This is a genomic window from Corynebacterium faecium (assembly GCF_027257105.1).
Taxonomy (GTDB): Bacteria; Actinomycetota; Actinomycetes; order Mycobacteriales; family Mycobacteriaceae; genus Corynebacterium; species Corynebacterium lehmanniae.
Genome location: NZ_JAPYJX010000006.1, coordinates 1 through 13,545 on the forward strand (window position 1 = coordinate 1; position 13,545 = coordinate 13,545).

A 13,545-nucleotide genomic window follows, 5' to 3' on the forward strand; every position below is an offset into this window, starting at 1 on the left:
GCCACACCGAGGATTGAACGCTCGAGACCCAGATATATGCCCCGGAAGCATATACTTTCCTGAAACCTACAGGTCAATCCCTAAAAATCCGCGATTCTGGACACACTTTTTGACCCTTAACCCGGAATAGCGACCGCCCCGTTCAACGTTCTTACCGTTGTTCAGAGACAACGATGTAAGGAGTAATGCGTTGACTACAGCCAAGCAATGGGTTCTCGCTTCTCGCCCGGAGGGCGCGCCGACCGCCGAGAACTTCCGCATGGAAGAGGTGGAGCTGCCAGAGCTTTCTGAGGGCCAGATCCTGGTCGAGAACACCTTCGCCAGCGTGGACCCGTACATGCGCGGGCGGATGAACGACGTGAAGTCCTACATCGAGCCGTTCCAGATCGATGAGCCGCTGACCGGCACTGCGGTCGGCACGGTCACGGAGTCCCGCTCGGACAAGTTCAAGGCGGGCGACACGGTCAGGCACTTCGCCGGGTGGCGCACCCACGCCATCCTGAGGGAGGACGAGGTGGAGCAGATTGACGCCTCCATCGCCCCGGCAGAGGCGTACTTGGGCATTCTCGGGCTGACGGGTCTCACCGCCTACGTCGGGCTTACAGCCGTCGGCGAGATGAAGGAGGGCGACGTCGTGTTCATCTCGGGTGCGGCTGGCGCTGTGGGGTCGGCGGCGGGGCAGATCGCCAAGCATCTCGGCGCGTCGAAGGTGATCGGGTCTGCTGGTTCCGCCGAGAAGATCGACTACATCACCGGGATCGGCTTCGACGAAGCCTTCAATTACAAGGACGGCGACGTCAACGGCCAGCTCGCCAAGGCGGCGCCGGAGGGCATCGACGTCTATTTCGACAACGTCGGCGGGGACCACCTCGAGGCCGCAATCCAGAACGCGAACACGTTCGGACGCATTGCCATGTGCGGTGCGATCGCCCAGTACAACGACACTGAGCCGGCACCCGGGCCGCGGAACCTGGGACTGTCCATCGGCAAGTGCCTCACCCTCCGCGGGTTCGTGGTGGGCAAGTACTCGCACCTGGCCAAGGAGTTCCAGGAGAAAATCGCGCCGCTCGTGGTCGATGGCTCAATCAAGTACGAATCCACGGTGCGCGAGGGCATCGACAACATGCCGGCCGCGTTCCTCGAGCTGTTCGAGGGCGGCAACACCGGCAAGATGATCGTCAAGTTTTAGGAGGACACAATGACCAAGGTACTCATGATCGTTTCGGCGGCGGATCACTGGACGCTTAACGACGGCACACTGCACCCCACCGGCTTCTGGGCCGAAGAACTGGTGACCCCGTACTCGGTCTTTACCGACGCTGGCTGGGACGTCGATGTGGCGACACCCGGCGGCAAGGCGCCAGTCGTCGATAAGGCGAGCCTCGACGAGAGCGCGGGCGACGCCGACACTCTGGCCGCGGTGAAGGCGAAGCTCGATGAGCTTGCGCCTGTTCTGGCGGAGCCGCTCAACCTCGCGGACGTCAAGGCCGCGGATTACGACCTTGTCTTCTACCCCGGCGGGCACGGCCCGATGGAAGACCTCGCAGTGGACGAGACTTCCGGGCACATCCTTACCGAGCGCATGGCGGACAACGCGCCTGTGGCTTTGCTTTGCCACGCGCCGGCCGCGGTCCTCGCAACGGAGAACGCCCCGGGCGGCTCCCCGTTTGCCGGCCGGAAGATGACCGGGTTCTCGAACGACGAAGAGAGCGCGGCGGGTCTCGCCGACAAGGCGCCGTGGTTGCTTGAGAGCCGGCTTGTCGCCCTCGGCGCCGAGTACGACAAGGCGCCGGATCCGTGGGCGTCCCACGTCATCGTCGACGGCAACCTCTACACCGGGCAGAACCCGTCCTCGTCCAAGGAGCTCGCGGAGCGCCTGGTAAAGGACCTCGCCTAGGGCTCACTTCAACGCCGCTGGGGCCTGGCTGGCAACAACCCGCGCCACCGCCAGGTCCTCCCACGGCATCCCGACGGTCTTAAACACCACCCGCCGCGCCGGACCCAGCGCCACCTCCCCGCGCACAACCTCAGCCATCGTCACCACGTCGTCCCACGCAAGAGCCCCCTTCTCCACCGCGATCGCCACATCGCCAGCCTCCCGCCGCGCAGCCCCCACATCCTCCACAATCACCTGCGCACCACGCAGCACATCCTCATGCAACTCCCGCGTATCCACGGTGTGCGCCCCCACAGCAAGCACGGTCGCATCAGGGCGCAACTGCCTATCGACGACCACAGGTTCCCCCGCAGAAGTCGCCACCACAACCAACCCGGCACGCCCCAACACCTCATCAGCCGCAGCACTCCCCGACTCCACCCACGGGTACGGCAAATCCGCCGGCTCACTCCGCGAAATGAACGTCAACGACACCTCCCGCACCCCTGCAAGCACGTCCTCAACCGTGCGCGCGTGCGCCCGCCCCTGCACACCCGCACCCACAATCACACACTCCAGCGGCTCGCTCGACGCCCGCAACCGGTCCAGCACTCCCGCCACTGCGACCGCAGGCGTGCGGATCTCCGTCAGCGCCGCAGCATCCATCACGACCTCCGGGGTGAGCGTCTCCCCGCCCATGAGCAGGTAGGACCCCTGCACCAGCGGCACGTCAATCTCGGAGCCCGCCGGCTGAATCCCCAACACCTTCACCCCGACCGCCCCATCAAGTGCAGACGGCAACAGGTGCATCTCCCCGTGCGGCAGCGCCACCTTCTGACGGTGCGGGTCGGTGGCGGGGTCGAACCCGCCCTTCAGTACCTCCCGCAACGTATCAACCGCCGCACGTGGAGCGACCGCGGACAAAACCTCGCCAGAAGATAGGTAACGCATGGCGCCAGTTTAGGCTGACACCAGCGGAGCTATTTGCGACCCGGCTCGTTACGGAAGTACTCCACTGTGCGCGCCACGCCCTCATCCAAGGACACCAGAGGAGTCCACCCCAGCACTCGCTCTGCCTTCTCATAGCTCAGCGACGAACGAGCGACATCGCCCAGACGAGCGGGCTCATTGTTTGGCGTATCCGGCGCGCCGACAGCCTTCGCCACCGCGGTATGAAGCGCCCTGTCAGTCGTCTCCACACCCGTGCCGATGTTGAAACGTTCACCGTCACCTGCCTCCGCGGAAGCGAGGTAAAACGCGCGTGCGACATCTCCCACGTACACGTAGTCGCGGGTATTCGTGCCGCCATCGAACACACAGGTCGGGTTACCGTCCAGCAGGTTGCGGGAGAAGATAGCCACCACGCCGGCCTCTCCAAACGGGTTCTGGCGCGGACCATAAACGTTCGCGGGGGCGATGAAGCTCGTCTCTAGCCCGTAGAGCTGGCGGTACACATTCAAGTACAGCTCGCCGGCAACCTTCGATGCCGCGTACGGCGACTTCGGGTCAACGTGCAGTTGCTCCGTCGCCGGCAGCAGCTCCGGCTCGCCGTAAATAGAGCCACCGGAAGACGTGTGCACCACTCGACGCACACCTGTACGCCGAGCTGCTTCAGCAAGTCGAATCGTCGCGGTGATGTTCATCTCGGCGTCAAGGAGCGGATCCTCAACCGAGCGACGCACGTCAATCTGGGCTGCCAGGTGGAACACCACCTCAGGTTCGACGCGACGGAAGATCGCTTCGAAATCGGCTTCGCGAATATCTTGCTCGAGGAGCTCAACCGCACCAGATTCAAGGTGGCTAGCGATGTTTTCGGTGCGCCCCGAGCTCAGATTGTCGATCACCGTGACTTGGTGGCCGTCCCCCACCAGCACGTCCACAAGATGAGAGCCGATAAACCCGGCACCGCCGGTGACAACCGCATGCATTGAAAGTCCTCCTGGAGCTGTAAGAGTCTAGCTTGTGCTGAGCTTAGTCCTGCGTCTTTGCGACAACCTCGGGGTGTTCTTCCTCGAAGTCTGCGATGATCTTCTTCACCGCGGTGTACAGCGCCGGGCCATACTTTTCATCCCGCAGACCGAAGTCCACATTCGCCGGGATGTACCCGCCCGGGTTGCCAAGGTCGTGGCGCTTGCCCTCGTGCACCACCACATGCACCGGGTGACCTTCAGAGATCATCAACTCAATCGCATCCGTCAGCTGCAGCTCACCGCCCTTACCCGGCTCAATACGGCGCAGCGCATCAAAAATCCCGCGGTCCAACAAGTACCGGCCGGTGGCCACCAGCGTCGACGGCGCGTCCTCCACAGCAGGTTTTTCCACCATGCCGCGCACCTTGAGCACCTCAACGCCGTCGATCTCAGCCTGGGCATCCTCGACGTCGAACACGCCGTAGTTGAACACCTCCTCACGCGAGACGTTAAACGCGCACAGCACCGAACCACCGAGTCGTTCACGCACCGCGACCATCTTCTCCATCACGCCAGCCGGCAACACCAAATCATCCGGCAGCATCACAGCAACCGCGTCCTCGTCGTCGTCCAACGCTTCCTCCGCACAACCAACCGCGTGCCCCAAACCAAGCGGCTCGTCCTGGGTGACCGCCACAGCCTCAATCAAACCGTTGGCGCGCGCCACCTTGTCCGCCTGGGCCTGCTTGCCACGGGCGACCATCAGCTCCTGCAAGTCCGAAAACTCGCCGAAATGCCGCATGATCTCTTCCTTATTCGGCGCGACCACCACAGCCAAACGCTGCGCCCCACAAGCAGCCGCCTCCTCAGCAATCAGCTCAATGCCCGGAGTATCCACCACCGGCAAAAGCTCCTTCGGCACCGTCTTAGTCGCCGGCAAAAAACGAGTCCCCATACCCGCCGCCGGAACCACAACAGTCTTCACGCAGGAAAGCGTAGTGCTGTGATTTTTCTTATCGCCTGTATTCACGGTTAAACAACCTTCATTTTCAAACCAGTAAGTTCAGTGAAAGCGGTGGAACGCCGTGCTCGCTACGCACCCAGCGTGGCGTAAACAACGGTTCAACGACGCTCAGGCAACAACCGCTAGCTAGGGAAAAGACTAACCATGAAGTTCTTTCGCCCACCGCAGAGCCTCAACGATTGCCCCGTCAAATTCTTGCGGCGTCGGGGGGAAGTGGCCGATTCGCTCCCCGTACTCATGCACGCGAACACGCGCCAGATTATCTCCTTTAGCACAAGCTGCGAGAAAAGGTAGGTAGTGCTGCTCATAGTGCCAGTCGGTTGGGGTTTGACAAAAAAGCACAAAATTTTCGCGCGGAGTGGCATAGCGTTCGAGCGCCGAAACTTTGTCGCCGACTTCGGAAGCCCAATCAATGTCGAACTGGTACTGTGTGGCGGGGACTGGCAATACCTCAGGACGAACTACTTCCAGATACTTTCTTTCAGTCCCATGCCCTCCTTCTTTCCCGTCAACGAGGTACCCTTGCACATACACTGACGGGTTAAAAACAACGGCCACGCTTTCTGGGATAAGAGCCGAAACTTGCAGAGCCGCGAAGCCCCCTCCCGAAGATCCACTTACGATTACCTTATTCGCGCCTGCAGCAATCTTCGCCTTCACGATAAGTGCAGCGATATCAGCCTGAACATCGACTTCCCCCCATCCTGTATACCAAGCGAGCTGCAGGCTATCGTCGAGCCACAATGTAGGGTCGCTGAAGTAAATCGAGCTGGTCCCGAATTTTGAGATGGACTTGAGTCGCTCATACCGCGGAAGTGAAAAACGCTTCCGGTTCAACGCACCATGAAACGATACGATTAAAGTATCTGATTCTTCTTTCAGAAATAGGCAGTCCAACGGCTTACCGTCATAGTCGTATCGGTACTGAGCTGCACCCTCTCTTTGAGAGAATTCGAACTCTTTTAAATTTGGGATGCCGTAGCGAGGAGCATTCAAGCCTCCCTCTCCCAGATCTTCAAACGGAAGTGCGCTGAACATACAATCTTTTCCAATCACTGCTTTGTAGCCTTTTTTGCTTCAGCGAATCGCTTTAATTCGTCCATCCATTTGTCACCTAGCGCATGATCATAATCCTCAGTGAATTTGAAATAGTGACCGTTGAACGGCGAACCAGGGGTCGGGGTAATTTCACCAAGACGGATTCCATTCGGAGTTAGGTAGAGATCTACTCGGCAAAAGGTCGCCCCTACTTTATCGGCAACCATGCTGGCAAACTCAAGCATTCGTTTACGCCACTCAACGGGGACATTTGGGTGGATCATCGGACGCGCATCCTTTTGATTCAACTGGAACATCGCGTTATGGACGGGCACATCGTTGAACTCTGAATCGTAAAAACAGATATCAATAGTGTCGTAGTCCCCACCCTCATTTGCGCGAATATATTCGACAGAGTTGCCGATCATCCAAAACTTGTAATCTGTTACAGGACCACCGGTGCCTCCCAGATCCACCACTCTCTCTTGAGCCATTACTCGATACTTTGGCAAACGGTGGGGCTCATGCTCCTTAATCCAATCAAGATGACGCGTTTGTTCCGCTACTACATCGTGCAAGGATGCGGTTCCACCGTTGTAATGGTCGTAGAACATGCCGTCTTCCTGGCGCTCCAGGACCATAACACCTTTAGAAGAATTAAGATTTGCTGGCTTGATCACAAACTCATTGGGCAATCCGTTGAGGTCAATTTCCGAAGGTTCTGACCAAGTCTGATAGACCTCTGGTCTAGGGATATCATTTTCGATGCAGAACTTTTCCAGCCCCAATTTGTCAACTGCCCAGTAAGGCACCTTAACTGGGACACCATCGACTACAAGCTGGTTACGGCGATAAATCTGAAAAATTTCACTGAATTTTTGACCCACTATGTATATCTCCTCTGTACCGATGCATCCTCAATTAAATGGGGTGCCCTTCCACTTCCTAATCACAATGCAAAGCTGCATGCATTAAGGCGTTTACGGCAGACTGCGAATTACCGTTCTTTGCCACAGAACGAGCAGTTGCGACACATTCATCGTAAGCATCTGAATTAGATATTCGACCCAGGTCCACCCCCACCTCAGTCGGAGTAAATCTGAAAATGCCGTGATCCCCAAAGTTGCTCCAAAGTCCCGCACGCAGATTATTTCCAGTTTGAATGCCAACCGAGGCTCGAGCGCCAGTCCCAAGCAACAGCGAACCAGAAGCGAGCGCCCGCATGCCGGCCATACCGGCAGCCACGGTTAAGTACGCGCGATTCATCATCAGAGGAATCTCTGCAGGTTCAACCCAACCATGCATAGTGTGAGAAACGTTAGGGACAGACATCTCCAACAAGTTGTAACGCTGGTCGAAGTAGTCCCGTAGCGGCCCATCACCACACACGTTAATTTCCCATTGCACGTCAGGGTACAACGCAGCTAGGGAACGCACTGCCTCTTCCACCGAATCAATCTGCACGACTTTGTCCTTGGACAAGCGCGAAGCCGTGACGATGTGCCCCACGCCCCCCTCAATTTTTTCATCGTGACTCATTATGGGCAGATCGAACACTTCATCAGGCGCAGCATTAGGCAAATTGGTCACTTTCCACGGAGCCACACGACCAAATTGCTGAACGAAATGCACCAGGGAAGGGCTCGCAGCTACAAATGCGTCCACCTGGTCCGACCACTCGTACACATAGTCGTGATAGGCGCCGTGCACCATCACGACATGTTCCTTCTTCGCCTGCTCATTCGCCAGCAAGCCGAACTGCCTGCCAGCTGGTGCATGCGAGAAAATGAGATCGAAATCAGCTTCCTCCCCTACCGATCGCGCAACAGATTCCCAACCCTTGCGCCAGTTCACGACACGGAAAGAGGCACCTGTAGCCTCAGCTCTCTCTTTAAAGACCACGCCACTGCCGACAAACGTGACTTCGTGCCCCGCTTGAATTAGCGCCGATGCCGCATCCACGGTCCATTCGTGCACGCCTCCCCATTCGGCAACGGTGCGAACGGGCATGAGAATCCTACGCTTGGCCATCTTGCAACATCCCTTCCATCTCGTGCCCGTCGACGAACAGAAGACGCACACCGATCGCGGCGCACAGCTCCTGCATCATGGCGGTTGAGAACAGGCCTTCCTCAGCGCCGGCTTCCTCGACGATGAGAGTCGAGGATTTCCAATCGCCTGCTAGCAAAAGACCAAGCGCGACCCTAAAGGCGGTCGGGCTCAGCTTTGTCTCGTTGAACGCTGAGACGTTTGACGCGACGACAACCCTATCTACAGAAAAGAGTTTTCCAGTCCATCGTGCACTGTCTAAGTATTGCACAAGAACATTGCGCCCCTTGCCATCTGGTTGAACTGCCACCTTGCCTTCACGGTATTCCCCTACCAGCAGCTGCGTGTGACTCTCCGGCGTCACCGATAACAAGGGGTCCACAGTGAGTTGAGGTGAATGCTCCGCGAGAACACGCCGTAGCGTGCGATCGAACTGCGTAGTCGAAGGAGGGGTAGTCAGCACGCCGTTACCCTCAGAAATTTGAAACAGAATCATCGCGGCCAAAAGAGCGTTCGCTGACTGTGTCTCGAGAAGCGTGACGTCCGCTAGAAATTCACGAGGAAAGCTAACAATGTCGCCTGTGGATTCAGTCTCCTGGCGAAGCGAAAATTTTCCGTTCGGTTTGTTCTCAAAAACAATGCGCATATCTACTCCCCGGCCAAACCGGAATCGTCTTCCGAATCAACCACTGCAGCGTGGAATTGCTCCAGTCGCAGTGCTGGAACGAATACGTGTGGATCTTCGTCCATCAATAGCACGTCGGCACTATCGCAACGTTCAGTCAACGTATCCATAGCCTGGATGGCGCGGGTCAGTGAAGAGTACCCGAGAAGATACGCAGTCGTGTTGAATCCAAATTGACCGGTGCAGATAACCCTTCGGACGACCTGTGGGTTCCCCTCGACCAAATCGCCCTCAGACCCCTTCAAACCGTCTTCAAAGAAGACCAGCACAAAATGCAGCCTCGATTCTTCAGTGATGTTGATCCTCGCAACCGTCACGTCGATACGTTTCATCACCATATCCCGTACGCGTGAGCGGATCGCACCCTCATCGGTGATGGAATTGCCATCGCTCTCGGGAGGCTTTGCTTCGCCGTCATTCCGAAGGTGCGACTTAACGGTGAAATCCGCCACGCCGAGCTGCCGGAACGTGACGAAGTCCTCAAATGTCACATCTTCAATCGAACCTTCTTCCGCCAAGGCCTTCCCGGTCAGAAGGTCACGCTCAGTCAGGATCGTTGAAACTCGATGCGGCGTGTCAGCCACACGAGACTTGTTCACCGTATCGCCGCTGAAGACGATGTCACGCTTTACCAAGTGGTCCGGAAGGTACCCCGAAAACGTGCTGCTAAGGGATTTCGATCCCGGTGTTCTGGGATAAGGAAGATCGCGCCCAAGCTGCACCATAGCTTCAAACCCTCGGGATGATGTTAGAAACCTATTGGCTAGCTTCGAAAGGGTATGACCAGCCTTTTGGTTATCTGTGTCCTGCGCTGTGATCTGGAGGTCATGCACCCTGCGGAGATACATGAATTTCTCTACATGCAGCCAGCGGACTCCTGCGTTCATTAGCCGTGACGCCAATTCGTGGTCGACGGACGAAGTCAGACGCTCGTCGTACTTGAACTTTTGAACCAGCCGAGTTGGCACAGTCCAAGTGCTATGCCCCGGGCCCGCGCCATTGAAGGCGATCATGTTTTCGTTAAAGCCAGTTTTGGTGAGAAAGCCTCGCAGCTCACCTGTGTCATGATCAAAGTTGATCCAGCTACCGTAAGTAGCGTCAACCTCACTGCTCAACGGCCTGAGTCCGTCGAGCAGACGATCCGGAAGCATAATGTCGTCATCGTCGTGCACTGCGGTGTATAGACAACGCGAGTACTCCGCAGCAGTGTTTCTCGCTGCGGCAACCCCACGACTCTCTGTGTGCTCGAAAAACTTGATTCTCGGATCGCCCAAATCTTCTACCGAGCGTTTCACTGCAGCTTGATCCGCCGACCCATCATCTACGACGATGATTTCAAACTCCTGAAAGCTTTGATAGCGAACCGAGTTAATGCTCTCGATCAGCATCGGTCCCCGGTCCTTCGTCGCGATAGCAACTGTGATCAACGGCTTTCGCTGTTCAGCCGGAACCGACCAGGACTCTAAGTTCCTGAAGAGGGTCAAATCCTGAAGGACCGCGCGTTTAATTTCCGTCTCATTGTCGAGCTGTATCGGCGCGTCACCACTTACTGCAACTGGCCCTCCGCCAAGAGACGGAACTTCAACCCCTAAACCACAACGACGTTGCCGCAACAGGAAGTCAAACCCCAGCGCACCACTGACCTCGTCACGTTCGTCGTAGCCACGCATTTCCAGGAAATGATCTCTCCCGACGATGAACGCTGCCCCTAAAGCATCATCACCAATAGGCAGTGTGTTTGAAAGAGCAACAGACTGACCTGTGTGCAATGAATTCGAGACGCGTCTTGCTAGAGAGCGGACGGTTCTCGGCGATCGGAGATCGTACCAGTCATTACCAAACTCACCGGTGATCCAATACGGACCTTCGAGCAACAGGAGTGACTGACCGGTAGCTGAAGCGGCGGATTGGTTGAGCCTCTCCGCATCGTTAAGCGGCTCGGCGAAGTATTCAAACCTAAAAAAATCGTCAGCAAAGGGGAAGATTCGTGAAGGGTCTACATCAGACGCATCAGTTAAGACGAGTCGGCACTCAGACACCCCCGGAATCTGACGGAAGTGGTCAATATAGGGACCCCACGTGTCGCTATCGCCAGGAAGCGAATGCAGAATTACCGAGACACTCATTTACTGCCAATCCTTCTTGTCCACACTTTGTCCTTTTCGGTAGATTTCACGCACACAAAAACACGCTTCTGCATATCTCTCGCTACATCAGTGCTTTTGTTCTTCCAGGGGCGAATCTCCACGCGTGCACTCGCCGCCGGGCGGCTTAGTCGAATTGGTATAACCGCATCGCTTCCAAGCTTGCCCAAGCTCGGCTTGAGGTATCGGTAGTAACCACCAAGGCCCTCAGAATAGGACGCATCAATCGCCGAGCTAGGTAGCTCACAACCCGTATCGTCAAAAAAGCTGAAAGAAACCGCGAAATCGCGATCTCCGAAAGATAACTCCTCATCGAAGATAAGTGTCATCTCGTCGAACTGACTCAGAAAAGCCAGATTAGGTTCTGCGCCAAGCATCTTTCAATAACCTTCTGGTATCGCAAGGTAGGCTACGACCGAATTCGCAGCCAGGTTTCATTGAAAAGGTAGTCTATTAGCAGTTCTTTTGCTGCACTACCCTCCCCCATTCAACGCTCGCTGCACTGAAGCCGACGCTGACAATGGCCAAAGACCGTACTGTTTGCGCACAAGTAATTCCTAATGTCGCCCAAGTTGTAGACTTGATTGCTATGCGGATGACTGTGATTGGCACTGGTTATCTCGGCGCGACGCATGCGGCGTGCATGGCTGAATTGGGCCACGAGGTGCTGGGTGTGGACGTTGACGAATCCAAAATCGAGGCACTGAAAAACTCCAAGGTGCCGTTCTACGAGCCGGGCTTGCCCGAGGTGCTTGAGCGCAACATCGAAGCAGGACGCCTTGGCTTTACGACGAGCTACGCCGAGGCCGCCGCCTTCGCGAACGCCCACTTCATCGGGGTCGGCACCCCGCAGCAGCGCGGTTCCTACGCGGCCGATACCCGCTACGTCGAGGCCGTCATCGACGATCTGGTGCCCCAGCTCGAGGGCGAGCACCTGATCCTGGGCAAGTCCACCGTCCCGGTCGGCACTGCTGCTGCCCTGCAGCAGCGCGCCGACAAGCTCGCTGCCGAGGACGGCAGCAAAGCCAGCGTCGAGATTGCGTGGAACCCGGAGTTCCTCCGCGAGGGCTACGCCGTGAAGGACACCATCGAGCCGGACCGCATCGTGCTAGGCCACCGCGCCGAGAACTCCCGCGCGGAGGAGATCGCCCGCGAGGTCTACGCCACCCCGCTGGAAAACAACACCCCGTTCATCGTGACGGATTTGCAGACCGCGGAGCTGGTGAAGGTCTCCGCCAACGCATTCTTGGCCACGAAGATCTCGTTTATCAACGCCGTGAGTGAGGTGTGCGAGAACGTTGGCGCGGACGTGACCCAGCTGGCGGACGCCATCGGCTACGACGACCGTTTCGGCCGCAAATTCCTCGGCGCGGGTCTCGGTTTCGGCGGCGGGTGCTTGCCCAAGGACATCCGCGCGTTCATGGCGCGCGCCGGCGAGGTCGGCGCCGACCAGGCGCTGACCTTCCTGCGTGAGGTCGACGCGATCAACATGCGCCGCCGCCAGCGCGTGATCGATCTCGCGCGCGAGGAGCTCGGCAGCGTTATCGGCCGCAACATCACCGTGCTCGGTGCCGCGTTCAAGCCGAATTCGGACGACGTGCGCGACTCGCCCGCGCTCGCCGTGGCCGGCCAGCTCTCGCTCGCCGGCGCAAGCGTGCGCGTCTACGACCCGCAGGGCATGGACAACGCCCGCAAGGTGTTCCCCACCCTCGACTACGCCGTCAGCCTCGAAGACGCTCTGCGCGGCGCGGAGCTGGTCATCCTGGCCACCGAGTGGAACGAGTTCGAGCAGATGGACCCGAAGTGGGCGGCAACACTCGTCGCCAAGCAACTGCTTATCGACGGCCGAAACGTCCTCAACGTCAACACCTGGCGCGACGCAGGCTGGTCCGTGCATGCGCTTGGCAGAGGGGTCTAGCATCAACCACTGCCGTTGGCATGTGTTGTGGGGCCAGCGGGGCTCGAACCCGCGACCAGCGGATTATGAGTCCGCGGCTCTAACCGACTGAGCTATAGCCCCAAGCGAATCGCCCCGACAGTATACCCAGGGGTCTCGCTACGCTTGAATTAGACCACCTAGCGGGAAGCTACGGAACCCAGATTGTCCGCAACCCACAGGTAGAAATCGTCCACATAGTGGTACTGCGCGATTCCCCACTGGTGTCCTTCCGTAGTCACACACAGCTCTGCGGGCACCTCAAGCAGAGCTATGCCGGCGTCCTCAGCCGCCGCGTAGTAGCGCTCGTACTGCTCATCCCACCAAGCTCCAGGTTTTCCTCGGGTTTCAGGAACCTGCAGCCCTTCAATCGACTCTGCCGCGAATTTAAACTTCAGCAAAACCGCATTGGTGCTCTCGAGTTTGTCCGCCACCTGTTGAGTTGCTTGTTCAAACAAAGCGAAATGTTCATCCGAACCAAACTCAATCATCGGGCCATGCGGTGTAAGAGGGAGCCAACCAGAGTGATTTAGCTCGTTCAACCACGTGACATAGCCAGCTGGCTGCACGGGGTAGACACCGAGGCGTTCATCCACGAGATCCAGCAATACTACGTCACCAGTCGAAGAAGCAGCTCCACGCAAGGCACGCGATTGATAGTCATACTCCACCATCCGCTGCTGGAATGCGCTCGATAGTTTAGAAGGCTGACTCGGTAAAGCAACCGGCTCAGTCGTGGACGAGATCCATGAACTCCGCGCGTAGTAGCTCTTCAGTTCAAGAGCCGATTCCGCAACCCTTACAACGTCCCGAGAAACGCAGCTTCCGTAAACCGAAACTTCAAGCTTTTTCACTTAAGTCCTCTCTATAGGGCCCTCAACTA

13 protein-coding genes and 1 tRNA gene are annotated in these 13,545 nt (G+C 57.6%); 3 read left to right on the forward strand and 11 right to left on the reverse strand.

Features of this window, described 5'->3' with window-relative positions:
• Positions 1-190 precede the first annotated feature (190 nt).
• On the forward strand, positions 191-1,189 hold the full coding sequence (locus tag O5O53_RS07520) for an NADP-dependent oxidoreductase (RefSeq protein WP_269510547.1): 999 nt from the start codon (positions 191-193) through the stop codon (positions 1,187-1,189).
• Between the two features lie 9 nt (positions 1,190-1,198).
• A complete protein-coding gene (locus tag O5O53_RS07525; RefSeq protein WP_269510550.1) occupies positions 1,199-1,897 on the forward strand; it encodes a type 1 glutamine amidotransferase domain-containing protein in 699 nt (232 codons plus the stop codon).
• A gap of 3 nt (positions 1,898-1,900) precedes the next feature.
• Here the strand turns inward: O5O53_RS07525 and O5O53_RS07530 are convergent, their stop codons facing one another.
• From O5O53_RS07530 to O5O53_RS07570, 9 genes are all read right to left on the reverse strand, one after another.
• Complete coding sequence (locus O5O53_RS07530; protein WP_269510553.1) at positions 1,901-2,827, reverse strand: ornithine cyclodeaminase family protein; 927 nt, start codon at positions 2,825-2,827, stop codon at positions 1,901-1,903.
• Between the two features lie 29 nt (positions 2,828-2,856).
• Positions 2,857-3,804, reverse strand: a complete 948-nt coding sequence (locus O5O53_RS07535) for an NAD-dependent epimerase/dehydratase family protein (RefSeq protein WP_269510556.1) — start codon at positions 3,802-3,804, stop codon at positions 2,857-2,859.
• A 43-nt stretch (positions 3,805-3,847) separates the two neighbouring features.
• Complete coding sequence (locus O5O53_RS07540) at positions 3,848-4,771, reverse strand: UTP--glucose-1-phosphate uridylyltransferase (protein WP_269510559.1); 924 nt, start codon at positions 4,769-4,771, stop codon at positions 3,848-3,850.
• 177 nt (positions 4,772-4,948) lie between these two features.
• Positions 4,949-5,866, reverse strand: coding sequence for a hypothetical protein (locus tag O5O53_RS07545; protein WP_269510562.1), 918 nt, complete (start codon positions 5,864-5,866; stop codon positions 4,949-4,951).
• Positions 5,863-6,735: an ATP-grasp fold amidoligase family protein gene (locus O5O53_RS07550; protein ID WP_269510565.1), complete on the reverse strand. Its 873-nt coding sequence runs from the start codon at positions 6,733-6,735 to the stop codon at positions 5,863-5,865. The genes O5O53_RS07545 and O5O53_RS07550 overlap by 4 nt, the downstream gene beginning before the upstream one ends.
• 58 nt (positions 6,736-6,793) lie before the next feature.
• Entirely contained in the window at positions 6,794-7,858 is a 1,065-nt protein-coding gene (locus O5O53_RS07555; RefSeq protein WP_269510568.1) for a glycosyltransferase, read from the reverse strand.
• Between the two features lie 7 nt (positions 7,859-7,865).
• Positions 7,866-8,543, reverse strand: a complete 678-nt coding sequence (locus O5O53_RS07560; protein ID WP_269510571.1) for a hypothetical protein — start codon at positions 8,541-8,543, stop codon at positions 7,866-7,868.
• A 2-nt stretch (positions 8,544-8,545) separates the two neighbouring features.
• Complete coding sequence (locus tag O5O53_RS07565) at positions 8,546-10,708, reverse strand: glycosyltransferase family 2 protein (protein WP_269510574.1); 2,163 nt, start codon at positions 10,706-10,708, stop codon at positions 8,546-8,548.
• Positions 10,705-11,103 carry a hypothetical protein gene (locus tag O5O53_RS07570; RefSeq protein WP_269510577.1) on the reverse strand — a complete coding sequence of 133 codons (399 nt, stop codon included), beginning with the start codon at positions 11,101-11,103 and terminating at the stop codon, positions 10,705-10,707. Before O5O53_RS07570 ends, O5O53_RS07565 begins: the two co-directional genes overlap by 4 nt.
• A 212-nt stretch (positions 11,104-11,315) precedes the next feature.
• Between O5O53_RS07570 and O5O53_RS07575 the strand changes: the two genes are divergently transcribed.
• Positions 11,316-12,644, forward strand: a complete 1,329-nt coding sequence (locus O5O53_RS07575) for a UDP-glucose dehydrogenase family protein (protein ID WP_437177851.1) — start codon at positions 11,316-11,318, stop codon at positions 12,642-12,644.
• Between the two features lie 28 nt (positions 12,645-12,672).
• Here O5O53_RS07575 and O5O53_RS07580 read toward each other — a convergent pair.
• Positions 12,673-12,746 (reverse strand) — tRNA-Ile (locus tag O5O53_RS07580).
• A 56-nt stretch (positions 12,747-12,802) separates the two neighbouring features.
• Positions 12,803-13,516 carry a DUF6270 domain-containing protein gene (locus O5O53_RS07585; protein WP_269510581.1) on the reverse strand — a complete coding sequence of 238 codons (714 nt, stop codon included), beginning with the start codon at positions 13,514-13,516 and terminating at the stop codon, positions 12,803-12,805.
• Between the last annotated feature and the right edge of the window lie 29 nt (positions 13,517-13,545).